Annotated in this window: 19 protein-coding genes and 2 pseudogenes; 8 read left to right on the top strand and 13 right to left on the bottom strand. The window is 57.8% G+C overall.

Going from position 1 to position 24,415, the window contains the following annotated elements; translation table 11 throughout:
• Positions 1 to 3 precede the first annotated feature (3 nt).
• Together LQ249_RS15215 and LQ249_RS15210 are read left to right on the top strand one after the other, a co-directional pair.
• Positions 4 to 1,347, top strand: a complete 1,344-nt coding sequence (locus tag LQ249_RS15215) for a TolC family outer membrane protein (protein ID WP_232565573.1) — start codon at positions 4 to 6, stop codon at positions 1,345 to 1,347.
• Positions 1,348 to 1,497: 150 nt separating this feature from the next.
• A complete protein-coding gene (locus LQ249_RS15210) occupies positions 1,498 to 3,123 on the top strand; it encodes a methyl-accepting chemotaxis protein (protein ID WP_057004114.1) in 1,626 nt (541 codons plus the stop codon).
• A gap of 14 nt (positions 3,124 to 3,137) precedes the next feature.
• On the opposite strand, the gene LQ249_RS15205 is transcribed toward LQ249_RS15210, so the two are convergent.
• Positions 3,138 to 4,262, bottom strand: coding sequence for a LysR family transcriptional regulator (locus LQ249_RS15205; RefSeq protein ID WP_231589922.1), 1,125 nt, complete (start codon positions 4,260 to 4,262; stop codon positions 3,138 to 3,140).
• On the opposite strand from LQ249_RS15205, the gene LQ249_RS15200 reads away from it, so the two are divergent.
• Positions 4,155 to 5,411, top strand: a complete 1,257-nt coding sequence (locus LQ249_RS15200; protein WP_227778897.1) for an FAD-dependent monooxygenase — start codon at positions 4,155 to 4,157, stop codon at positions 5,409 to 5,411. The two genes, LQ249_RS15205 and LQ249_RS15200, sit on opposite strands and share 108 nt — an antisense overlap.
• A 916-nt stretch (positions 5,412 to 6,327) precedes the next feature.
• Here the strand turns inward: LQ249_RS15200 and LQ249_RS15195 are convergent.
• Positions 6,328 to 6,864 carry an AAA family ATPase gene (locus LQ249_RS15195; RefSeq protein ID WP_082643811.1) on the bottom strand — a complete coding sequence of 179 codons (537 nt, stop codon included), beginning with the start codon at positions 6,862 to 6,864 and terminating at the stop codon, positions 6,328 to 6,330.
• Positions 6,865 to 6,927: 63 nt separating this feature from the next.
• Positions 6,928 to 7,332: a hypothetical protein gene (locus LQ249_RS15190; RefSeq protein ID WP_057004112.1), complete on the bottom strand. Its 405-nt coding sequence runs from the start codon at positions 7,330 to 7,332 to the stop codon at positions 6,928 to 6,930.
• A gap of 185 nt (positions 7,333 to 7,517) precedes the next feature.
• Here LQ249_RS15190 and LQ249_RS15185 point away from each other — a divergent pair, with 185 nt between their 5' ends.
• The gene (locus LQ249_RS15185; RefSeq protein WP_046383424.1) at positions 7,518 to 7,949 is read left to right on the top strand and encodes a hypothetical protein; all 432 of its coding nucleotides are present in this window, start codon (positions 7,518 to 7,520) and stop codon (positions 7,947 to 7,949) included.
• A 19-nt stretch (positions 7,950 to 7,968) separates the two neighbouring features.
• On the opposite strand, the pseudogene LQ249_RS15180 reads toward LQ249_RS15185, so the two are convergent.
• Positions 7,969 to 8,088 (bottom strand): annotated as a pseudogene (locus LQ249_RS15180) (transposase domain-containing protein); the annotation flags it as partial.
• Between the two features lie 229 nt (positions 8,089 to 8,317).
• Between LQ249_RS15180 and LQ249_RS15175 the strand changes: the two are divergent.
• Both LQ249_RS15175 and LQ249_RS15170 read left to right on the top strand, forming a co-directional pair.
• On the top strand, positions 8,318 to 9,151 hold the full coding sequence (locus tag LQ249_RS15175) for an oxidoreductase (RefSeq protein WP_017849065.1): 834 nt from the start codon (positions 8,318 to 8,320) through the stop codon (positions 9,149 to 9,151).
• Between the two features lie 22 nt (positions 9,152 to 9,173).
• Complete coding sequence (locus LQ249_RS15170; protein ID WP_046383423.1) at positions 9,174 to 10,112, top strand: AraC family transcriptional regulator; 939 nt, start codon at positions 9,174 to 9,176, stop codon at positions 10,110 to 10,112.
• A gap of 75 nt (positions 10,113 to 10,187) precedes the next feature.
• Here the strand turns inward: LQ249_RS15170 and LQ249_RS15165 are convergent.
• The 4 genes and pseudogenes from LQ249_RS15165 to LQ249_RS15150 form a co-directional block, all read right to left on the bottom strand.
• Positions 10,188 to 10,400: pseudogene (locus LQ249_RS15165) on the bottom strand (transposase domain-containing protein); the annotation flags it as partial.
• Between the two features lie 206 nt (positions 10,401 to 10,606).
• Complete coding sequence (locus tag LQ249_RS15160) at positions 10,607 to 11,059, bottom strand: hypothetical protein (RefSeq protein ID WP_046383422.1); 453 nt, start codon at positions 11,057 to 11,059, stop codon at positions 10,607 to 10,609.
• Between the two features lie 57 nt (positions 11,060 to 11,116).
• Positions 11,117 to 12,400, bottom strand: coding sequence for a HAMP domain-containing sensor histidine kinase (locus LQ249_RS15155; protein ID WP_057004111.1), 1,284 nt, complete (start codon positions 12,398 to 12,400; stop codon positions 11,117 to 11,119).
• Positions 12,397 to 13,080: a response regulator transcription factor gene (locus tag LQ249_RS15150; protein WP_046383420.1), complete on the bottom strand. Its 684-nt coding sequence runs from the start codon at positions 13,078 to 13,080 to the stop codon at positions 12,397 to 12,399. The genes LQ249_RS15155 and LQ249_RS15150 overlap by 4 nt, the downstream gene beginning before the upstream one ends.
• A 187-nt stretch (positions 13,081 to 13,267) precedes the next feature.
• Between LQ249_RS15150 and bamA the strand changes: the two genes are divergently transcribed.
• Positions 13,268 to 15,634, top strand: coding sequence for an outer membrane protein assembly factor BamA (bamA, locus tag LQ249_RS15145; protein ID WP_079443785.1), 2,367 nt, complete (start codon positions 13,268 to 13,270; stop codon positions 15,632 to 15,634).
• Positions 15,635 to 16,033: 399 nt separating this feature from the next.
• Here bamA and LQ249_RS15140 read toward each other — a convergent pair whose 3' ends face one another.
• From LQ249_RS15140 to LQ249_RS15120, 5 genes are all read right to left on the bottom strand, one after another.
• Entirely contained in the window at positions 16,034 to 16,924 is an 891-nt protein-coding gene (locus tag LQ249_RS15140; protein ID WP_046383417.1) for a helix-turn-helix domain-containing protein, read from the bottom strand.
• Positions 16,925 to 17,331: 407 nt separating this feature from the next.
• Positions 17,332 to 18,309: a transporter gene (locus tag LQ249_RS15135; RefSeq protein ID WP_232565572.1), complete on the bottom strand. Its 978-nt coding sequence runs from the start codon at positions 18,307 to 18,309 to the stop codon at positions 17,332 to 17,334.
• A gap of 73 nt (positions 18,310 to 18,382) precedes the next feature.
• On the bottom strand, positions 18,383 to 19,432 hold the full coding sequence (locus LQ249_RS15130) for an alpha/beta fold hydrolase (protein WP_108524084.1): 1,050 nt from the start codon (positions 19,430 to 19,432) through the stop codon (positions 18,383 to 18,385).
• A gap of 83 nt (positions 19,433 to 19,515) precedes the next feature.
• Positions 19,516 to 21,165, bottom strand: coding sequence for a flavin-containing monooxygenase (locus LQ249_RS15125; protein ID WP_232565571.1), 1,650 nt, complete (start codon positions 21,163 to 21,165; stop codon positions 19,516 to 19,518).
• Between the two features lie 231 nt (positions 21,166 to 21,396).
• Positions 21,397 to 22,962 (bottom strand): carbohydrate porin, encoded by a 1,566-nt coding sequence (locus tag LQ249_RS15120; protein WP_046383413.1) that lies wholly within the window; start codon positions 22,960 to 22,962, stop codon positions 21,397 to 21,399.
• A gap of 169 nt (positions 22,963 to 23,131) precedes the next feature.
• On the opposite strand from LQ249_RS15120, the gene LQ249_RS15115 reads away from it, so the two are divergent.
• The gene (locus LQ249_RS15115; RefSeq protein WP_232565570.1) at positions 23,132 to 24,406 is read left to right on the top strand and encodes an ABC transporter substrate-binding protein; all 1,275 of its coding nucleotides are present in this window, start codon (positions 23,132 to 23,134) and stop codon (positions 24,404 to 24,406) included.
• Positions 24,407 to 24,415 lie beyond the last annotated feature (9 nt).

Below are 24,415 nucleotides of genomic sequence, written 5' to 3'. Positions count from 1 at the left end.
CCCTTGCGTATTCCAGGGCTGCATCTCGACCCGATCACACTGCTCACTTTCCTGTGCGGCCTCAGCCTCGCCTGCTGCCCGGCCAATGCGGCGGCGGAAGACTTGTACCAGCTGTACCAGAAGGCGCTGACCCACGACATGAAGTTCGCCGCCGCACAGGCGCAACAATTGGCCACCGCGGAAAAAGAACCGCAAAGCCGTGCCGACCTGTTACCGGACCTGTCGGTCACCGGCGGCGCGGCGTGGGTCGATGCCGAGGATTCGTCCGACTACCATCGCAACCGCAATAACACCAACGCCTATGCCGTGGTTCTCACCCAACCGCTGTTGCGCTGGCAGAGTGTGGTTGCCCACGACCAAAGCAAACTGATGATCAGCGCCAGCGAGGTGCAGACCGAACAGGCGCGCCAGGACCTGATGCTGCGTGTCGCCCGCGCCTACTTCGACGTACTGCTTAACCAGGAACTGCTGAACACCCGCACGCAACAGTTGCAAACCCTGCAGGAGAGCCAGGACCGCACCCGGCGTTTGTTGGCCGACGGCGCCAGCACCCACAACGCGCTCGAACAGGTTCAGGCCAAATACGACCAGGCCTTCGCCGAGCAAATCGCCGCACGCGGCGCGCTGGATATCGCCACCGAAGCCCTCACCCAATTGACCGCCGCCCAGGCGCGCCCATGGTCGGGCAAGGAGCCACCATTCAGCGCTCCGGTGCCCGCCGCGATCGGCGCCTGGGCCACCACCGCGCAACAAGGCAATCTCGCCGTGCAGCGGGCGCAGATTGCCCAGCGCCTGGCCGAAATGGACATCGACAAGGAACAAGCCGGCCACTTGCCGACCCTTGACCTGATCGCCGCCCATGGTCGTTTTGCCTCGGTCGGCGGCGATGTGTACGACGTCACCCTGCCGGAGAATCGTTATAACCAGACGGTGGTCGGGGTCAAACTGAGCGTGCCACTGTATGGCGGCGGCCGTACCAGCAGCCGCGTGCGCGAAGCCCATGCGTTGCAGAGCAAAGCCCTGGATGAACTCGAAGATGCGCGCCGCAGCGCCGGGCTGATGGCCCGCCAGGCCTACCTGCAAGTGACCAGCGGCATGAGCCAATACCAGGCGCTCAAGCAGGCGCTGAAATCCAGCCAGGTCAACCTCACGTCGGTGACCCACGGCTTCGAGGCCGGTGCGCGCATCAACACGGAGGTGCTGGACGCACAGCAGAAAGTCACGGACACCCAGCAACGTTTGGCCCAGCAACGCTACGCGATTCTGCTCGCGCAGCTCAACCTGCTGGCGTCGACGGGGAACCTGAACGATGCGCGTCTGCGTGAGGTCAGTCGCCTGCTCGATTGAACCCGGTGCGCGCCCCATTCAGCCCATGTACCTGAGCCATTGAATTCAGGGTTCGATAATCGAACGGGTTCCCACTTCTGCCGTTCAAGTTCACTGCGTGAATGCGGATAGCACGATCACTATTACTTAAGTGGTCTGCGGAGTATGCCCATGTTTGCCCATCTGAAAATTCGCACCGGGATGATCGGGGTGCTGCTGCTGTTCGTTATTGCACTGTTGTTCTCGACCCTGAACGGCTGGCGGTCGGCGGTACGCAGTCACGAGCACATTGACGAGTTGGGGCGTACCTCGCGACAAATCGACGGGATCAACAACGCGTTGCTGCTGGCAATCCGTACCAGCGCCAACGTGTCCTCGGCGTTCATCGAGACCGTCGGCGGGCGTTTCGACGACGCGGAAGCCCGGCTGGTGCGCAGTGAGGCGATCTGGAGTGACGCCATCGCCAAGGTCAATGCCTCGACCACAGACTTGCGTGACCCGCAGTTGAAGGCCCTCGCCGAAGATCTCAAGCGTGCGTTCGCCGTATACGGCACGGCCATCGTCGGACAACGCGCCGCCACGCGCGCGCGATCCGCCGAAGAGTATTTTCAAGTCAACATCGATGCCGGCAACAGCATGACCAAGCTTCAGGAGATTCGCGTGAAGCTGGTCGGCGCGTTGGATGCCCGTGCCCAGGAGATCAACACGGAGGCGGCTGCGCGGCTGCAGACTTCGCAAACCCTGGCCATTGCCTTGATCCTGCTGACCCTGGCACTCGCTGTCGTCTGCTGGGTATTCATCTCGGGCACCGTCCTGCGCCCATTGCGCGCGGCCGGCGAGCACTTCAAGCGTATTGCCGGGGGCGATCTGACCCGCGAAGTCGTCTCGCCTGGCCGCAACGAAATTGGCGAATTGTTCCTTGAGCTGCAACGCATGCAGGCCAGCCAGCGTGAAACACTGATCCAGATCGCTGACTCAGCCACGCAGTTGGCCTCAGCCGCTGAAGAACTCAACGCCGTCACCGAAGAAAGCAACCGTGGCCTCCAGCAGCAGGACATGCAGCTGGAACAGGCCGCGACCGCGGTGAACCAGATGACCAGTGCGGTCGAAGAAGTGGCGCGCAACGCGGTGTCGACTTCGCAAGCGGCCACCGCCTCCAATACGCTGTCGGAAAAGAGCCGTCAGCAGGTACGCGAAAACATCAGCGGTACGCAATCGATGACCGCCGAAATTCACGGCAGCGCCGAGCGTATCCAGCACCTCGCCAATGAAGTGCGCAACATCGGCAAGGTGCTCGACGTGATCCGGGCCGTCTCGGAGCAGACCAACCTGCTGGCCCTCAACGCGGCGATCGAAGCGGCCCGGGCCGGTGAAGCCGGTCGGGGGTTTGCTGTCGTGGCCGACGAGGTCCGCACCCTCGCCTACCGCACCCAGGAATCGACCCGCGAGATCGAACAGATGATTGCCAGCGTGCAGAGCACTGCTGAACACGCGGTGGATTCGATGCGCAGCAGCACGGCGCGGGCGCAAGGCACGCTGGAAATCACCCAGGCGTCGGGGGTGGTGCTGGAGGATATCTTCGCGGCCATCGGCCAGATCAACGAGCGCAACCTGGTGATTGCCAGCGCCGCCGAAGAACAGGCCCAGGTTGCCCGTGAGGTCGACAGCAACCTGTTGGCGATCCGCGACCTGTCGGCGCAATCCGCGGCGGGCGCCTTGCAGACCAACGCAGCGAGCCATGCGCTGTCACGCTTGGCTGCGGAGCTGAGCGGGCTGGTGGGACGCTTTCGGACTTGATCCTTGGCGGCCCCTTATCTTGAGCCGCTCCCAACTCGTTCCAACCGCAGCTGTATAAATTCCAGCAACGCCCGAACCCGCGCAGTCACGGAATGCCGGTGGCTGTACGCGCCAAGCAATTGCAGCGGCGCAGGGCGCAGGTCCAGCGACACTTCCCGCAATCGGCCCGCGGCAAGATCTTCCTGGCATGGATAGGCTGCCACTATCGCGAAACCGATGCCTTGCCGCGCGCCCGCCAACGCAAGTTCTCCACTGTTGACACGATAGCGACTACGCACAGATACCTTCACGATTTCGCCTGTGCCGTCGAGAAACAGCCAGGGCTGGCCCTTCAATGCGCTCAGTGTAGTAATGCACGGCAAGGACTCTAGTTCGCGCACTTGGCGCGGAGTTCCCGTTTTGGCTAACAGAGCGGGTGCCGCGACCACAATGCTGGGTAGCGTAGCGAGTTCGCGGGTGATGATGGTGCTGTCATCCTGGCGCCCACGATGGAAGACGATAGAGAGGTCCACGTCTTCCCGGAGCGCTTCTAAACCGGTCAGGCGCGTGTCGCACTCCAATTCGACGCCGGGATGGAGGCTACAGAATTCGGCCAGGATAGGGGCCAGTAGCCTTGGCGCTTCGCCTGGCATGCACATCCTTAAGGGCCCCCGCAGTTCACGCTGCACCGCGCCAAGTTCTTCCTCAGTGGAGAGCAAGGAATCGAGCAAAGGTTTTGCACGTTCGTAGAGAAGTCTGCCGGCTTCAGTCATGCGCAGGTGGCGAGTACTGCGCTCCAGCAAGCGGACGCCCAATCTGCGTTCCAGCGAGGCGACGTGGCGGCTGACGTTAGAGGATGGCAGGGACAGTAGGCGCGCCGCGCCGGAAAAGCTTTGTGCATCGACGACCGCCACGTATACACGGACGGTGTTCAGGTCGAGGGCATTGCGCATGATTATCCCGATTAAGGTATTAAAGTCGCCCATTTTTACATAATAGTTCTCCCCATTGACGGAATCTAAGATGCCGTCTCGTCCGATGGGTTGTCGCCGATGGCGTGTCGGGACGGATTGAATAGGAGATCCAGCGTGGAAATCGGAATACTTGGCGGCGGAATTGCGGGGTTGAGCGTGGCGCTTGCCTTGCGCAAGCGGGGACACAGTCCCCGGGTATATGAGCGCCGGACGGGGCCAGCGACCATGGGGGCTGGCGTGACGCTCTGGCCCAACGCTGGCTTTGTGCTGGAGGAACTGGACCTCCTCCAAGACATCGCGGCAGCGGGTGGCCGGCCAGTGGTAGTGCGCCGCCAGGACGCTGCGGGCAATTCGTTGGGGGGCATCGATATCGCGCTGCTGGACCAGACAATGGGATATCCGACTCATACCATTTTGCGGAGGGACTTGCAGGCAGTGCTGCTCAAGCATGCGGCACAGAGCGGAATCCCGGTGGAGTTCGGGCATCGGGCGGTGGGGATCGATCTGGAGGCTAATGGCAAAGCGGTAGCGCGCTTCGAGAACGGGGTGAGTATCCGTCCAGATCTGCTTATCGGCGCAGATGGCCGTATGGGGTCGGTGGCACGCGGGTTCGTTGCGGGGGACAACATGCCGGTTTATCAGGGATTTGTGAACTGGATAGGTGTGGCGCAGGGGGAAAGTGCGTTGGTGAGCGATATAGCGATTCAGGATTATTGGGGGTCGGGCAATCGCTTCGGATGCGTGCCGGTCCGGCCGGAGTTGGTCTACTGGGCAGCGGCGCAGGCGCGGCCATTGTCAGGGGCGACGCCCGCAGCCGATATGCGCAAGGAGATCGAGGATCTGTTCGCGGGATGGCCGGAGCCTATCGCCCGTATCATCCAGGCGACGCCGGCGCACGCCATCCGGATGATTGCCGTGCACGACTTGGAGCCGCTGCACACGTGGAGCCGGGCTAATGTGCTGCTTGTGGGAGATGCGGCGCACGCGCCGTTGCCGACATCGGGCCAGGGCGCTTGTCAGGCGTTGGAAGACGCTTGGCACCTTGCTAGATGCCTGGAAGGAACGAACGGCCTTGATGAAGCCTTGCAGCGTTTCGCGGAGATCCGCGGGCCGAAGACCGCCAAGCTGGCCGAGCAGGGTCGAGTCTTCGCTCGCGGTCTGTTTGCCACTGATCCTGAAACCTGCCGCATTCGCAATGAACGCGCCAAGGCGTCCGATCCCTTGCGTGATGTGCAGGCCTTGGCGGCAGGATGGTCACAGGGTTTGCCGATGACAGGCTGCACGGACAGCACGCCGATGGATGGCGCTGACTTCGGCAGTCTGTACCGCCTCTGAAAGACGGTGGCAATCTGGACACCGCATGGCGTCTCCGGCCCCGAGACGCCTCACTGTAAACCGAGCCCCATGACTTTACCCACCGCGCTGGAGCGCCAGGTCTAGCAGCTCACACTGATGCTCTTCAGATGTCGGCTTCTGGCCGATTCTGTTGAAAATGTAGCGCCCCTATCTGGCCTGCGGCAAAGTATCTGCATTGACCAGCAGGGAAGGATTTGGAATAGGAACGGCGTGTTGGCTGCATGAAATATCCGCTTAAAAGGTTAGAACTGGTGCCCACTTAAATGTAAGTGCACACCATGTCCTGGCTCTTCGGGGCTGGGCAGATGACTTGGCTTGGCCGGACGGATACACGTTAGCTGCAAATTTGATGCTGAATTAACATAGAGACCTCGCCCAATACATTGCCACGTCCATGCAGACTCTCGAAAACACCTTGTTTTTATATGCCAGACAGCACCTGCCAACACTTCCGAAGATCTACATGTGGACGCTTGATACCACCCTTGTTCACCATTCATTCAAATGGGTCATTGGCCACGCATGAAGGCTCAGGCGATCTAACAAAGCTGGATTCGAATTGCAACGACCAGTGTCTACTCAACCTACATCGAGTTACTCATGAGCGTCTCCCGAAAACTTGACGTCGAGATAGGTGATCTGGAAATGCTGCTCTTTGCGAAAGCAGAAGACCTTGCACAAACGTTCAACACGACCTCCCCCTCTGCTTGAACGAGAAAAAGCTCACAGAGCTTGATCTACACCCGTATGTTTTTTTGAAAGATGGCCGACGCAGAGAGCGAGTGAGATTGACCAGTTGCTTGCGCACCAGTGGGTACTCGCTTGAGTAATACACCGTGACTTTGGCGCTCAGCGCTCTTCAATCACGCAGCGGCTTTGTCGGAACCTGGACTTTTCACGACGACTGTCCGCAACGCACGTCCCGAATACTTGACAGAAACTGTCTGGTTTGACGGTTGGATCGCAGACAGACGACGCGACATGTTGAGGGCGCCGTTGCCGCAAGCTGCCTCATCTTGGCACGCGCCGATTTACGGGTAGTCCACATGAAGTTGAAAAGATCTAGAAGGTTCTTTAGCTGCTCTGGGCAATCCTCTGGAAGGTCGGGGCGAGTGCTACCACGCTGGGTCAAAGTTCTAAGAAACACACGCCAAAACCGAAGTACCGGCGACCGATCAATCCATATTAAGAGGTCGGCTCTGGCAATACGGTTATCCCAGGTGGCCGAATGGCCACCTTCAAAAATCCACTGATCGCGAGCCTCGGCCTCGTGACAAAGGCGAGTCTTCTCATCAGCGTTTCGCTCAACCCATCCCGGTTGCCAATGGATCGTGTCGATATGGATGACCGGAAGACCTGTGTGCTTGCCCATCGCCCGAGCCAACGTACTTTTTCCTGACCCCGGTTGGCCAATAATCATGACACGCTGCATAGGAGCCCCTGCGCATTGAACATCCTGATAATACTGAGCGACGCTGCTCCTCATTGGAACACTTCACAATCGAATCGTGTTGATTAGTGCTACGCGACGACGGGTGAAGTTCCAGGCAATAGGCGAAAGTAGAAGAACCGCGACAAGAAACGCCACCTGGGACAGGTAGAACGGCTCCAGCCACTGCTGGTTCAATGCAACGTAATAGGTGTTATGGGCGACGTCAGCCAGAATGATTGCTGCTGTAAGGATGATGCCCACCCTTGGTTTTATGAAAAGGAGCAGTGCCGCCAGCGGGTCAAAAAACGTAAGCGCCCCCCAGAAAATACGGCTAGCCCAATAAGCGCTGGCCCCGTATCCGTAGTCCCAGAGCAACCCATGCTGAAAATCTGCTCGAATGTGATTGGTGGTTGCGACCAAAAGGCAACAGGCAAACAAAACTCGGATGGCGAATGACGACCTTGGCATAGCTGGATCTGCTCTCGTGAAGTAATCCTATGATAACGGGATCAACCAACGTCGCAGCAATGTAAGCGTATGGCAAACCCGTCTTGACCAGACGACTTTGGGCCGTGCGACAATTGGTTGCATATCGTTGGGCAAGAAATGTAGGTTGTACCGTCAACATAAATACATCGTTTAACTGGAGCTACATGGACGAGCTAAGAGTTTTCAGCAACACCCACTGGATAGTAACTCATCGGCGAGATTCACGTTACGACGGGTATTTGATAATTTCATCTGAAGAGACGGCTTCAGATCTCAGCGATTTGAGCGACGAAGCCATGTCATCTCTCGGTTTAGTGATGAAAACCTCGGAGCGTCTGCTGGCAAAGGTGTATTCCCCTTACAAAGTAATGTTCTACAAATTGGGATTTTCTCCTGACTTCAGCGCACATTTTCATGTCGTTCCAGTCTCGGAAGACTTGCTCGCAGAGATATCAAAACACCCCGGTTATTCCGACAATCCTGACGGTAATGACGCAATTGTTTTTCTAAGTCGAGAGTACTGTGAAAGACCTCTTACCGCTGGCGAAGCAGAAAAACAGCTCTCGGCGGTTCATTTGCTCAGGGCCTTTCTGTGACTAAGATACTTTCGCGCGGTTAAGCGGATACCCACTTGTGCGGTGGCAGTTCTTCAATCTCACTCGCCCGCTGCGTCGGCAGGCGCGTTAGAATATCCCTCAAATACGCGTATGGACCATGCCCATTCAACCGCGCAGTAAGCGTTTGGCCAACGCTCCTGGAGTAGTTGGGGTATTGCGCAGACTCTCCCATCCAATTGCATGGAATTGACATAAGTGTCCATTCAACACACATGTTGCGTGGTTAAACGCGCGCCCACTTAACTGTTGACTCTGATAGGAATAGGCAATGCTCTAAGACAAACCGGCATAGGTGACCGAGTTTTCGATAGATATCATGGCCTCGTCCCTACTTATTGGAAGTCGCCATGAACAGCAGAAAAACCATATTCATCACGGGGGTGAGCAGTGGCTTCGGCAACGCGCTGGCGCAAGAAGCTCTTGCCGCGGGCCACCGTGTCATAGGTACCGTGCGTAGTGAAGCCGCCTTGCGCGCTTTTCAGGCGCTCTCGGTGGATCATGCTCATGGGGTGATTCTGGATATCACTGACTTCGCCCGGATCGACAGCGTAGTAGCTGCTATTGAAGCAACCCACGGCCCAGTCGACGTGTTGGTCAACAACGCCGGCTACGGTCATGAGGGCATCTTTGAAGAGTCGCCGCTGGAGGAAATGCGTCGCCAATTCGACGTCAACGTGTTCGGCGCGGTAGCGGTGACCAAGGCTTTCGTGCCTTATTTTCGCAAGCGTCGCACTGGTCATATTCTTAATATCACTTCTATGGGCGGCACCATCACGATGCCGGGCATCGCGTACTACTGCGGGAGCAAGTTTGCTCTCGAAGGTATCTCCGATACGCTGAGCAAAGAACTGCTACCTTTCAACATCTTCGTGACCGCCGTGGCACCTGGCTCGTTTCGCACTGACTGGGCCGGTCGTTCGATGCAGCGCACCCCACGAAGCATTGCTGACTATGACGCCAGTTTCGACCCGGTACGTAAGGCCCGCGAAGAAAAGAGCGGCAAACAGCTTGGCGACCCGCGAAAAGCGGCGCAAGCGATGTTGCAGGTTATTGCCAGCCCGACACCACCGGCACACTTATTATTGGGCAGTGACGCGTTGGGACTGGTACGTGACAAGCTGAATCGCACGGCCAGGGAGATTGATCAATGGGAAGCGCTGACTCTTACCACCGACGGTTGAGCGGCCAGCAGAGGGGACATCAATGAATCGGGCCGACTCACGCACCTCGCGCATGGTGCATTTGATGGAAACCCTCGCGCCGGTCGAGGGCTACAACCTCAGCACGCTAGAGGATATCCGCTTTTTGCGTTCGAATCGGCCACTGACTCGCACTCCGGTGCTGTATGACCCGGGTATCGTGATCCTGTGCCAAGGGCGCAAACGTGGCTATCTGGGCGATGACGTATACGTTTATGACGCCCAGCACTATCTAGTGGTGTCCGTCCCAGTTCCTTTCACCATGGAGACCGATGCCAGCGAGGCGCAGCCAATGCTGGCGGTCTACATGCGCCTCGACTTACAAATGGCCAGCGAGTTGATACTGCAAATGGATGAAGCTCTCGGGCCAAGTGATGCCCAGCCCAAGGGCATGTATGCCTCGCCAATGGACGATTTGCTGCGCGCCTCGACGCTACGCTTTCTTGAGGCGATGAGCAGTCCGGGCGAAGCGCAAATACTTGGGCCGTCGCTGGTGCGGGAGATCTACTACCGCATCCTAACCGGCGAGCAAGGTGGCTCGATGCGCGCCGCGCTCAATCGCCAGGGTCACTTTGGTAAGGTCACTCGTGCGATCCGCAAGATCCATAGTTGCTACCAGGAGCGCCTGGATGTGGTGTCCCTTGCCCAAGAAGCGAGCATGAGCGTGCCCAATTTTCATCTGCACTTTCGCAGCGTGACGGACTCGTCGCCGATGCAATACCTGAAGTCGACGCGCTTGCACCAGGCGCGATTACTGATGCTACGCAACGCTATGACCGCTTCGACGGCGGCGTTCAATGTAGGCTACGAAAGCGCCTCGCAATTCAGCCGCGAATTCAAACGTTTCTTTGGGCGCACGCCCCAGGCAGAGATCGAATGGATGAAGGCGACCTACGCACTGCCTGCGCCGTCCACGCCATCTATGTACGTCTCGTCACATTAGCGATGAGCCGACCCGCTGCTCCGGCAACCCCAGTATCAGCGCTGTCCGCACCTGCCCACATACTTTGGGCGGTTGAACGGGCGCCCATTTATGCGGCAGCAACTCGGTAATCTCACTTGCCCGCTGCGTCGGCAGCCGCGTCAGCACATCTTTGAGATAAGCATACGGGTCATGCCCGTTGAGCCGCGCCGACTGGATCAAGCTCATGATCGCCGCCGCCCGTTTGCCACGGCGTAAAGACCCTGCGAAGAGCCAGCTCTTGCGCCCAAGAGCCCATGGCCTGATTTTCTTCTTCAGGTGCTTGTTAACGTCAATGTTGTTGAAGTCCTCTGCCCCAGTACTGCCCACGCTTTTTGTAGCGCTTGATGGGGGACCGAAAGGTGATCGATAGCGCAAAAAAAGCAAGGTGTCTTGGGCAGACGCATATGTGGCAGAGGTAACACGCGTAACTGGATGAACAGGCGCGCCTCACGCCCGCCAGGCCCGTGAGATAATCACGCGCTACGAGCGGACGACTCCGCCGAATAGATGACGGTTTGCGCGCTGTTCGCCGCAACGGTTTGCCGGGTGAAGTAGGTGTCGCCTTCGTCGGTCAGAATCTCATAGTCGACTTTTTGCGTACTGCTGGCGTGTTTGATGATTTTCAGCACGCGCTGGAATTTCACGCTTTGCGTGCCGTTCTGGTTGGGCCCGGTCAGTACATTCACGCTTTGAAACCAGCCGGCGTGTTTCTTGTTGCTCACCAGCGCGTTGGTCATCGCCTCGAACCGCTCCAGGCGGGTGAAGCCCCACAGCGTCTGCTCCTCGACGGTTGCGTCGGGGGTGGCGGCGCCGGTAAACACGAAGATATTGATCGTCGGGCTGTCTTCACAAAAGAAGTCATACGGGACCAGGCCATCGACCATTTTCCTGCCGGGCACAAAGCCCTTTTTATGCACCTGAAACATCGCCACCTCCGTTCAAACAATGGCGACAAGTCTAATGAGCAGCGACGTACAGGGCGGTCAAGCCAATGTAATGTCGTGTAAAGATCGCGCGTTGTGCAGGTTGACCTCAACGGTCAGCCCGCCGCCTGACTCATTGCGAGCCACGATGCTGCCGCCGTGCATCTGCACTGCCCGCGCGGCGATGGCCAAGCCCAGGCCAAAGCCGACGCTGGCATCCCCCGCGCCACGCTCGAACGGTTGGAAGATGCTGTGCAATCGATCGTTGTCGACGCCCGGCCCGTGGTCGCTGATCGCCACAGTGAGGCGGCTCGCGTCGGGATTGATGCGCGCCGAAACCAGCACCGTGGTGTCCGGCCGCGTGTAGCGCACGGCGTTGCGGATCACGTTCTCAAAGCAGCGGTACAGCAACTCACCGTTGACACAGGCGATAAACGGCGGGCAAGCCTGTAGGTGTACGCGGCAGCCTTTGATGCCGGCTTCGAACTGCGCATCTTCGACAATCATCGCCAGCAACTCGATGATGTCCACGGGTTCGCGCTCGATGCTTTCGGGCCGGCCCTGCAGGCGAGCCAGGGTCAGCAGCGCTTCGATCAGGGTGTCCATGCGTTCGGATTCATGCTCGATGCGTTCGAGCATTTCCATGCGTGCAGGGTCTTGGCGCAACAGGCCGATGGCCGCTTGCATGCGCGTCAGCGGCGAGCGCAATTCATGGGAGATGTCGTGCAGCAGATGCTGTTGGGCTTGCACCAGCACCTTGAGCTGGTTGGCCATGCGGTCGCAGTCTTCGGCGAGGTCGACGATTTCATCGCGGCGCTTGCCCATGGCGGGTTTGACCCGGGTTTCGAAGCGTCCTTGGGCCACATCGCTCATCGCCCGACGCAAGTAGGCCAGCGGCCAGGCCAGGTAGTACGCCATGTAGCCGCTGAACAGCGCACTCATCAACGTGCCGATGAGCAGCGGGATCTGGTGCCAGGGCCGGCCGGGGACGTTGCCGGGGGCGTGGGTGGACCTGATCGAAAGCGCCAGGCCTTCCTTGCTGGTGACCGCTCGTTCATAGGCCGGTTGTTCAACGGGCGACCCCACGAGCAAGTGACCGTTGCTGTCATAGACGCCGATGTTCTCATCCGGCGGACGTTCCCAGACCGTGAGGAGCTGGCCTGCCGCGTCGACACCGACGCGTTCGAGCAGCCCGGTTTCCGCTGCCAGAATGGCTTCCACATACGGGTCGCTCGGGCGAAAACGGCTCAGTTCAAGCACGCCGATCCCGACCAGAAACGTCAGGGTGGTCGCCAGCCAGAAGGCCAGGAACAGTTTCCAGAACAGCAGGCTGGGCCGGGTCATTCGGCGATCAACAGGTAGCCAAGGCCGCGCACGCTCTGGATCCAGGCCTTGGTGTCCAGGCGCGGCCCCAACTTCTGCCGGATGCTGCTGATGTGTACGTCGATGCGCCGGTCGTAGCGGGTCAGCGGGCAGCCCAGGGCGTTGAGGGACAGGTCCTTTTTACTCACCACTTGGCCGGCGTTGCGGGCCAGTTCTTCGAGCAGGCTGAATTCGGTGCTGGTCAGGCCCAGCTCGACACCGCTCCATAGGGCCTGGCGCTTGCCGGGCCACAACACCAGCGCGCCGGTCTTGATCACTTCGGTGAGCGGCTGGCCCACCGGCTGCACCCTGCGCATGATCGCGCGCAGCCGTGCCACCAGCTCGCCCGGGGAGCTGGGCTTGGGCACGTAATCGTCGGCGCCGAGTTCCAGGCCGGTGATGCGGTCGATGTTGTCGCCACGGGCGGTCAGCAGCACCACGGGCACTTGGCTGACCGCGCGGATGCGCCGCAGCACCTCGATACCCGAACGCTGGGGCAGCATGACGTCCAGCACCACAATGCTGTAGCGCCCCGACAGCGCCTCGACCTCGCCCTCCTCGCCCGTATGCACGGCCGTGGCCTCAAAACCTTCGCGCGCCAAGTATTGGCTGAGCATTTCCGTCAATTCCTGGTCGTCGTCGACCAACAGTACGCAGATCATCGTGGGCTCGTCAGTGTGGGGTTGTCCATTATCAGCCTTTGCGCAGGTTATCAGGCCCACCTTTACCTAACTTGACATTCGGTTAACCGCACCAAACGCCGCGCGCTCTTATGCTGGCTGTTCACCGGTCGGCGAGTGAACCCAGCACGCCGGCGCTGCTTGTCGATGTGTTCTGGAAAAGATCTTGATGAATTTTTCGCGCCTGCTCTGCTCGGTTGCGCTGCTGCTCAATACCTCACTGGCACTCGCCCAAGGCTTCAAAATCTCGGATATTCGAATCAATGGCCTGCAACGCGTCTCGGCGGGCAGCGTATTCGGCGCATTGCCGCTGAACGTCGGCGACGAAGCGGATGACCGGCGCCTGGTGGACTCCACTCGCGCGCTGTTCAAGACCGGGTTCTTCCAGGATATCCAGCTGAGTCGCGAAGGTGATGTGCTGATTATCAATGTCGTCGAGCGTCCTTCGGTTGCCAGCATCGAGTTCGAGGGCAACAAGGCGATCTCCACCGAAGATTTGATGAAAGGCATGAAGCAATCGGGCCTTGCCGAAGGCGAGATATTCCAGCGCGCCACCCTGGAAGGCGTGCGCAACGAGTTGCAGCGTCAATACGTTGCCCAGGGCCGTTACTCGGCCTCGGTCGACACCGAGGTCGTGGCCCAGCCGCGCAATCGGGTCGGCCTGAAGATCAAGATCGATGAAGGCGAAGTGGCGTCGATCCAGCACATCAACGTGGTGGGCAATACGGTGTTCCCCGACGACGCGTTGATCGACCAATTCACGCTCAAGACCAGCAACTGGCTGTCATTTTTCAAGAACGACGATAAATACGCACGGGAGAAACTCTCCGGCGACCTCGAACGGCTGCGCTCCTATTACCTGGACCGTGGCTATATCAACATGGATATCACCTCGACCCAGGTCTCCATGACCCCGGATAAAAAGCACGTCTATATCACCGTGAACATCCAGGAAGGCCAGAAATACACGGTGCGTGAAGTCAAGCTGAGCGGCGAGCTGAAAGTCCCGCAAGAGCAGGTCCAGTCATTATTGCTGGTGCAAAAGGGCCAGGTGTTTTCGCGCAAGTTGATGACCACCACCTCGGAACTGATCACCCGCCGCCTGGGCAACGAAGGCTATACGTTCGCCAACGTCAACGGTACGCCTCAGGTGCATGAAGAAGACCACACGGTAGACATCACTTTCAGCATCGACCCCGGCAAGCGAGCTTACGTCAATCGCATCAACTTCCGAGGCAATACCAAGACCGACGACAAAGTGCTGCGTCGCGAAATGCGGCAGATGGAAGGCGGCTGGGCGTCGACCTACCTGATCGACCAATCCAAGGTGCGCCTGGAACGCCTGGGGTTCTTCAAGGAAGTGAACGTCGAGACGCCGGCCGTGGCCGGGCTGGATGACCAGCTGGATGTGAACTACGCCGTGGAAGAACAAGCCTCCGGCTCGATCACGGCCAGCGTCGGCTTCGCCCAGAGTTCGGGCCTGATCCTTGGCGGGTCGATTACCCAGAACAACTTTCTTGGCACGGGCAATTACGCCAGCCTGGGGCTGACCCGTTCGTCCTACCAGAGCAAGTACAACATCGGTTTCACCGACCCCTACTTCACCACCGATGGGGTTAGCCTGGGCTACAACGCGTTCTACAGCAAAACCGACTACAACAAATACTACGATGACGGGGTGTCCTATTACGCCATCAACAGTTTTGGCCTGGGTGCCAGCCTCGGTTACCCGATCAACGAGACTTCGCGCCTGACGTTCGGCCTGACCGCACAACACGACAGCATCGAGCCGGGCACCTACAGCGCCGACGAGATCTACGATTTCATCGAGCGCGAAGGCAAGGAATTCACCAACTTCAAGGCCAGCGCAGGCTGGTCGGAGTCGACCTTGAACAAAGGCGTACTGGCCACGCGCGGGCACGCGCAGAACCTCAACCTGACGGTGACGGTGCCCGGCAGTGACCTGAGTTTCTACAAAATCGACTATACGGGGCAAACCTTCCTGCCGGTCAGCAATACCACCGCCCTGCGCTTCCATACCAAGCTCGGTTACGGCAACGGTTATGGCTCCACGGACGGGTTGCCGTTCTATGAGAGCTATACGGCCGGCGGCGAAGGCACGGTACGTGGTTTTGAAAGCGGCACGCTCGGCCCGCGCAATACCCCGGCGACCGGGACCTATGCCAGCGCAGGTCAAGCGTACTACTCGGACCGGACTACGGAGGCGCTGGGCGGTAATATTCTGATTACCGGGGGCACGGAGTACTTGTTCCCCGTGCCGTTCATCAAAGACAACAAATCCGTGCGGACCTCCTTGTTCTGGGATGTGGGCACGGTGTATTCGGACAAGTGTTACCTCAGCACCACCCAAGGCTGCGGTGGTGTGGACCTGAGTCAGATGGCCAGTTCGGTGGGGGTTGGCGTGACCTGGTACAGCCCGCTGGGGCCGTTGAGTGTCAACCTGGCTTATCCGATTCGCACGCCGGAGAACGCGGATAAACAGGTGTTCCAGTTTTCCATGGGCCAGACGTTCTGACCATTTCAGCGGGTTAACGCGTTGCTCGCCGTCGCGGGATACCGGCGTTATGTTTTATCGCCTGGATCCGACAGGGCCTCGGCGACGGTTGCAGATTCGCGAGGCACATACGGTTCTGGAATAGAGGGTGCGAGTGGGGGCCGTGTGAGGGCTGACCGGGACTTACCGCGAACTTTCTCTTCCCATTTGGCACGCTCCTGAGGGATGTCTTCGATCGGGATTTTCCTGTCCGTGCGCCTAAGTGCGATCAGTGCCACCACCAATACGGTTACGACGGCCGAGGATAGAATATCTAAAAGGTCCATGTTTCTTTCCGGTAGCCGTTGGCCGGCGATGGCTTGACTTCGTTGATGGTTGTTCGGCGAAGCAGAAAATTACTTTCCGATCGTTGTAAGAACACTATTCCAGGTTGTTTGTTTTCCTTAGTTGCGTAGGCGTTACGCCAAGTTTGCTGCGCAGGACACGGGTCAAATGTGCCTGATCTGAAAACCCACAATGATAGGCAATTTCCTTAATCGACAGTGTGCCGCTGTACAGCATTCGCTTGGCCCGCTCGATGCGCTGCTCGGTAACAAAAGTGTGTGGCGAACAGTCGAACGATTCACTGAATTTCCTGGAAAACGTCCAGACGCCCAACCCTACGGCATCGGCCATTTCGTCCAGGCGTATGGACTCTTCCAGATGAGCATCGATGAACTCGAGCAAGTATTTTTTTTGCTGTTGCGACAGCCGACCAGGCGCACTGGACTCTTTAAAGGTGACACTCGCGTAATGCCGTAGAAGGTGAATGGCCAACTGCATGCTCAAGGCTTCCACATACAATGCGCCACCAATCCCACGACTTCTTACTTCATTGGTAATTGCGCCGACAATAGCCGTGAGGATCGTGTCTTGGGTACGGAGCAGATCATGCAGGCGCACCTCTTCAATCGGACGCTCCATAACATCCATGGCCACACGAGACATCAGCGCATTGGAAAGATAGAGATGAGAAACATCAATGTCTTGCGTCCAGTTCCAATGGGAGTCCTGTGACATCGTAAGCAGCGAAATATCGCCCGGCGCGCAAGCGGTACGTGTCCAGCCCTCATCCACACAGCGATCCATCGGTGTGCGGCCGCCAAAGTAATAAACGATCATGAAATGATCAAGGGGTGGAATGAGGACGTCCTGACCTTTATATCGATATGAGCGTTGCTGCATATCTTTCCATCCGAGTTCTTCGCTTGAGCTGAGAACTACGCCTGGCACCCACTTGAGAAGTTCCTTTGGAGTAATGACGGTCGGCATACTTGAAGTCTCACTTGAGGGCCGTCACCCTGGCTCTTATTGCGCTCCTACGCAAAGTTGAAAGCACTCGAGAGATGGCCGTGGAGTATTATTTTTATTAGTATTTACAGCTCACCAGAATACTAGCACGGGATGAGCAGTGTCGAAAAAAATATCCACCGTTATGCGACTTAAGTGATTATAAAAAAACCGAACACAGGGATTAAATGGGTATAAAGCGTGACCGAGATGATTTGCATGGGTTGAGGGTTGCGAACGTTTCCCGCCCCGCTAAAAAAACGGCCACCGCCGGGCGGCCGTAAAGGGGCTGCGAGAAGTGATTCTCGCAACGGAGCGACGCCTGCCAGGCCACTGCCCTGGTGATGTCTTCACTGATTTTCCTGGCGTAGCCGGCGTTGCTCAGTGACTTAGAATACGTAAAGCAATCGAAGATTGACGCGAGACTCTTCCTTGAAGCCATTTTCAACTGAAAGGTCTCGCCCCAATGTCGCAAGCAACTGAGTTTTCGGCGTCACGAAATAAGACCCGCCCAGCACTATTTTTGCTTGACGGCTTTCATCTTCCAGTTCGGTTCCGTCAACTTTCCTCTGCCCGCCCCATAGCCGGGAATAGCCGACATGCATAGCCGCGCGCTCACTGAACATGTACCTGATGAATCCCTGCATCTGATACTGCGGGTCCTGCTTCAGCGTCAGGTCGCGGGAGGAATAACGATCGTTGTCGCCGAAAAAAGTCACGTCAGCGACGAAATCCAGAATGACGCGGCTGCCGATGCCGTGCATGTATCCGCCCTGCAAGACATACTTCCATCGGTTCTCCCCAATATTCAACTCTTTATTCTTGTTGTAGTCGCCTACTGGCAAAAAAAGATATTGAGTGACGGCCAATGCGCGGTTTGTTGAAGGGTCCTGATGGATCCAGACCGCATTGGCCAGAATCGGATCGCCCATTCCGCTTTCGCTGCCCATGCCTTTAATATCACCACCGGCCGACAGGTGGCCAAAAGGCAATAGCAGTTGGATATTCGTCAGGACGCCTGCAAACGCTTGATAGCTGACCCCCCTCAGAATACTGACATCCGAGTACAGGTTATATTTGTCGCTTAACTGATTGCCGCGCACGTAATAATCGTGGCGTTCTGCGTGCTGTAAATACAGCAGCCCGAGCTGTGTGCCGTCTGGCATTGGCGTATAGTCGCCAGGATCGACATCCAGTGCGTGGCACACAATCGAAAGTTGTAGGCCAAGCATTAAAGTCGCCAACTGAAACGCATGCATAATTCGGCAGTGGGTATTGTTTTTCCTCAGGCAGCCGACGCTAGCAGCAGAACTCGACTTGAGCGTATTGGCCGCGCGCAAAGCATGTGCTGTTGTTATTATGTTCATCTTCAACCCTGTTTTTTTTAAAATTGTTCTGGGTCTAGCACAGGTGCCCTGTGCTATTTTTTTGAAGCTTGGTTCAATGTGTCGGGGACGAAAGCAGCTCTGCCAGATGGGCGTCCAGTTGATTGAGCATTTGCGTGTCGGTGCCAAAAAGTCCGAGGTGACCGTCGATTGATTGCAATGGCCTGAACTCGCTGTTCGGGATCATTTTCTGCTCCGACAGACAATCGTCCACGGTAAAGAACTGGTCATGTGAGATGGGCATGACATAGGTTTTCGCGCGGATTCGCCCCAGGGCCGTCGCAAGATCACCGCCCGTGTTTCGACTGACATCGCCCCGCTGCCATTTCCAGGCCATGGTCAGGAGGTTGTTAGGGTCCATTGCCGCAAAGTAGTTCGTCATAAAGCTGTCGACGAATACCTGCATCGACTCGAAACCCAGTGCCTTATGTCGCTCGGCGCGGAAGAACGCGGTACTCCAGCCCATCAATGTCCAAACTTTCGCGTGGCGCTTGAGCCCAGCCGCCACTGCCGCCGATGAGCCGTATAAGCCGGCCCGGAAGGCCGGATCGGTGGTTATCGCATCAATCAGTATTTCGCTGAACAGGAAGTCATGTTCGCTATTGCGCGCAGTGCCCGCTATGGCTGCGGCGCGTTTGACAAAGTCTGGATAGCGCACGGCCCACTCGTAGGTTTGCTGCGCGCCCATCGATCCCCCGACCACTAACGCCAGGCTCTCGATGCCAAAGTATTCGGTGAGCAATGTGTGCTGGGCACTGACGTCATCGCCAATCCTGACATTCGGGAACCCAGGGCCAGCCAATGAACCGCCGGTGTTACTCGCAGAGCTGGAAAGACCGTTACCGATCTGGTTGACGACGATGATGCAGTATTTCGCAGGGTCCAGCGCCCGCCCTTCGCCGATGTAAATCTGCTCCATCGCCTTGCTTGTGCCGGAATACCAAGTGGGAACCAGTATGGCGTTAGTCTTGTCGGCGTTCAGGGTGCCATGTACGGCTACGGCCAGCTGACATTCAGGAATGCACGAGCCTTCTTCAAGCTGAAGCGCTCCGATGTTGATCAGTTCAAAAGGACCGTGATGTTCCTGGGAGTAATAGTTGTTCATTTCAGGTTACCTCGAATATCGAGCTGTCACGGCGCAATAGAGAGTCGGAGTGACAGCTGCAATCAATGAGCAGTCGTTCGACCTCAAGCCATTTCAAAGCCTGGGTAACCCTGTGCGGCTATTTCGTCGCAGCGGCGATGATAGTTACCGACACCGCCGATATACGATACAAGTCGGTGCGGTTTTCCATCGACGTTGGAGCCCATGTACCAAGAGTCGGTTTTGACGACCAGGGTCTTCGCCGCCGTCTCGTCGTGATGCTGTACCCAGTCGTCCTCGAACTCTTTGGAAGCTTCCACGACGTGTTTGCCGTGCTGGATGGCAAACTCAATGCATCCGGTGATCCAGTCCACCTGCTGCTGCAGGCAAGTGGTCATGTTGCAAAGTGCAGCCGACGGTGCCAATGGCGCACCGGTGGTGAACAGGTTGGGGTAGCCATGGATCTGCAGCCCCATCGATGTACGGATTTCTTGTTTCCACTGCTCCCTCAGCGACCGGTTATCGCGCCCTCGAATGTCGATCCGGCTGAGTGCGCCGGAACCTGCATCGAAACCCACGGCCAGCACGATGATGTCTACCTCGTGAATCTTTCCATCCGCGGTCTGGAGCCCCTCCGGCACAATGCGCTCGATCGGCGACTGCTTGCAGTCGACCGCCTCGACGTTGGGTTGCAGATAGACTTCAAGGTACTTGCTTTCCAGCGGTACGCGATGGGTGCCGAAGCCATAGTCGGTCGGGATCAGCAGGTTGCAGAGATCTGGCCTCGACTGCAGGCGCTCACGCATCTTGATACGCACGAACTCCGACACGACTTCATTGACCTGTTCGTCAAAGAACATCTCGGGAAACGACGCCAGCCACATGGCCAAAGAGCCATCCTCCCAGAGTTGTTCAAGCACGGCTTGTCGCTCGTCGGGGGTTTTCTCGGCCCAGGGGCCGGCGTCGAAGTCATAGTCGAAACCGGCAAAGGTCTCTCGCACGCGCTTCTTGAGCTGGTGGAATTGGGTGCCCCACTTTTCCCAGTCTTCTTTGCTGTACTTAGGGTTCCTCATCGGAATCACATACTGCGGGGTACGCACGAAGACCTTCATCGATCCCACCGCCGGAGCGATGGTCTGGATCACCTGAATACCGGTGGCGCCAGTGCCTACCACGGCCACGCGCTTGCCGTTGAAGTCCACGGGGTCTTTTGGCCACAGGCCGGTGTGATAGATCTGACCGTTGAAGTCGGTTTGGCCGGGGAACCGATCGGACAGCGGAGCGGACAGCATCCCGCAGCAAGAGATCAGATATTGCGTATTGATCGTTTCGCCGGCCTCGGTTGTCACCCTCCAGTGCCCGCTCTCTTCGCAGAAGTGCGCGGCAGCGATGCGGGTGTTGAACTGGATATCTTTCTTGAGGTCGAGCCGATTGGCGACGAAGTTCAGCCACTGCTCTGTTTCGGGCTGAGCCGGGAAACGCTCGGTGGGTTGCCAGGACTTATAGAGTTCTTCAGAGAACCAGTACTGATAAATTTCTGCCTGAGAGTCAAACCGCGCACCGGGGTAACGATTCCAATACCATGTGCCGCCCACTCCGGAAGCCGTATCGTAGGCGCGGACCGTCAAGCCCATCTCACGAAGTCGATACAACTGGTAGAGGCCAGCTACCCCTGCACCAATCACCATTGCGTCCAAGTACGTGACTTTGCCGTTTTCGGCAGACACAGCGGCGAGTTTAGATTGAGCACTCATTTTGAAGCCTCATATTGTTATGTTTATATTTGCCTTTACTTACTTGCTGCCAGGCAATGCTTAAGGCACGGATAAACGATAACAACCGAGGCGCGTTCTACTCTTGAAGGAAATGGTGAATAGCTTGAACAATCCGGTGCGATGAACCGGGCTTCGCCGAGGCCGACGACAGAGGGGCGCGACGCAACCCGACCGACGCGCTGAAGGCGCGTAGGCCGGCGCGTCCAGGCATTAAAACCAGGTTTCCATCTGTATCCCGTATTGCCATACACCGCCGGCCTTGAAGTCGGTCTTGCCGAAGGCGTCAGAGGTCGCGTAGTTGTCCAGATCGGAAGACCAGTTCATCACGCTTGCGAACACTCGCAACTCGGGCCGCGTGAGAAGGTCGCCAACGTCAAGCTTGAATGTTGGCGCGACAGTGAACTTCCAGAAGTTACCGTCGACTGCATTACGTTGTAGATAGCCCTTCGGGTCGAGGTTCATGGTTTGCCAGCTCAATTCGTAGGCCATCTCAAAATTGCTGTTGATTTCATTGGCCAAACGCATGTTGAGGGTCATCCAGCGGTAGTCGTCACCCTTGACGTATCTATCCTTGCTCTGCTCGGCCAACAAGCTCGGGCCGATGCGCCAACCAGGCGCGATGGGCGTCTCGCCATACAGTGCCAGGCGCAGAGCGCGGGCGTCGTCAATCAACTCACCGTCCGAGCCGACGTTCTTGACCTCCGCGCCCAGGCCTTGCCCATAGAGCAGCGCGGTTTTGAAGAAGCCTTCCCTGCCGAAAAAGTTTTTCTGGTGGTTGGCCAGCATGGTGTGTACACCGGAATTCGCAGGCCTGAACCCCGCTTCGTTGGTGCGGGTGGCGAAATCGTTTTTCTTGGCGCCAATGCCATTGAACATCCACTGCCACTGACCATTATCGAAGAACTGGTTGGAGGTCAGGATGTAGCTTTCCACATCGGCATTCACACCGTCTCGACTGAAATCGCCGTAGGTACGCCCGATCAACGAGTAATTCGAGCGCCAATTCTTGTTCATCTGCACATCGTAGATGCCACCCCCGGTGCCGGCCAGATAGACAACGTCCGAATCCATCCAGTGGATATCGAAGTTATCGCGATCAAATCGCTTACCGGCCCACAAGGTCGCGTTCTCGAACACTGAGTTGCCCTTGAACGCGGCGAGATGGTCGAGTTCCGTGAAGACCTGGCGCACGTTCAACTTGCTTTCTTCGGCGGTCCAGTCATTGGAACTTTCCACGCCGTCGGCGATGGAGACCGTGAATTTCGCGCGGGTACCGTTCTGCGCATAGATCTCTTTCGACAGGTCTATACGCATGTAGGTGTCGTCTTCGTTACCGAGGCGCCCAACCGCGCCACCGACCGAGCCGGCCGGTGTCGTATACGGCCCGCCGCGGCCACCGCCGAGTCCCTGGTCAATCAGCAATCCCGAGCGGGCATAGCCTTTGAAGCTGAAGCCGTCTGTGAGGTGTCCGGTACCGCCCGGTTTTTCCAGGCTTTCTTGGCGGGCTTCGAGCTTTGCCAGCCGGGTATCCAGGGTCGGTGCCGCCGTTGCTTGCGCAGTGGCGGCAGCGGGCTGCAAGGGCGGCGTGGCGAGTTTGATCTGTTGCAATTCTCTGGCGAGTGCCTGGGTTTGCTGCTCGGCTGCGGCGGCACGTTTCTCGGCGGCGCTGGCGCGGGCTTCGAACGCGGCCATGCGTTCTTCCAGAGTCGCGGCCTGGGACGTCGCCGCCGAGGTGCTGAGCACGCCTGCGAGCAGCCATTGTGATGCTTTCTGCATGTGGATTTCCCTGTTTTGTTTTTATTGTTTTGTCCCAGCGACAGACGTGTTTTTCCGTGAGGTGTGAATTGCCAGAGTCGGCAAAAAAAAGGATGCCTCATCGAAAATACGCTGATACATTGATCGTGTTAACGTTAACTTCTCTAAAAACAAAAATAAAGAGGGCTTTATGAAACAACTGAAATCGCTCCTTCCCGCAGCGCTGCTTACCCTCTGTGCCGGGCTTCCTGGCGTCTCAAGCGCAGCCGATCTGACGATCTCGTGCGGTGCAGTGGGTGCCGAGTTACAACTGTGCAAAGAGGCTGTCGAGGCATGGTCGAAACAGACCGGCAACAACGTCGAGGTGGTTTCCACGCCTAACTCGGCAACCGAGAGGCTGTCGTTCTACCAACAGATCCTCAGTGCGCAGTCCAGCGACATCGACATCATTCAAATCGACATGGTGTGGCCGGGAATGCTGGCCAAACACCTGATGGATCTGCGCGAGGTGCTTGCGCCGGACGCGACCCAAGGCTACTTCCAGGCCCAGATCGATAACGCCACGGTGAACGGACGGCTGGTGACGATGCCATGGTTCACCGATTCGGGCCTGCTGTATTACCGCAAGGACTGGCTCGAGAAGTACAACAAGCCGGTGCCCCAGACGTGGGAGGAAATGACCGCTACCGCCAAGGAAGTTCAACACGCCGAACGCAACGCCGGTAACCCCAATGTGTGGGGCTACATATTTCAGGGGCGCGCCTACGAAGGTCTGACGTGCAATGCACTGGAGTGGATCAGCAGCCAACCGGAAGGCGGACTGGTCACCCCGCAAGGCGACATCGTGGTCAACAGCCCGGCTTCAAGAGCGGCTTTGACCCTGGCGAAAAGCTGGGTCGGCGACATCTCCCCGCGTGGCGTACTCAATTACACCGAGGAAGAAGGACGTGGTGTCTTCCAGTCGGGCAATGCGCTGTTCATGCGTAACTGGCCTTATGTCTGGGCCCTGGTGCAAAGCCCGGACAGTGCCGTCAAAGACAAGGTGGGCGTCGCTCCCCTGCCCCGCGGCGGCAACGCCGGCAGCCACGCGTCCACCCTTGGTGGGTGGGGTCTGGCGGTTTCGCGTTACAGCGCCCATCCGAAGCTTGCCGCAGAGCTGGTGAGTTACCTGACCAACGCTCAAGAGCAAAAACGGCGTGCGCTGATAGGCGCCTATAACCCGGTGATCGAGGCGCTGTATCAAGACCCCGAACTGCTCGCAGCAATGCCTTACTACCGTCAGCTCCACAGCATCCTCAACGACGGGGTCATGCGCCCCGCCTCAGTCACTGCCGAGCGCTATCCACGGGTCTCCAATGCGTTCTTCGATCGGGTGCATGGCGTGTTGGCGGGTGAGTTGCCCGTCGATCAGGCGCTTGCCGAGCTGGAAAGCGAACTCACGCGCATCAAACGCCGGAACTGGTAAGCCACAAGG

Source organism: Pseudomonas sp. 7-41 (assembly GCF_021233075.1).
GTDB lineage: Bacteria > Pseudomonadota > Gammaproteobacteria > Pseudomonadales > Pseudomonadaceae > Aquipseudomonas > Aquipseudomonas veronii.
Note: the sequence above shows the minus strand (reverse complement) of the source record. Positions and strands in the feature narration are given on the sequence as shown.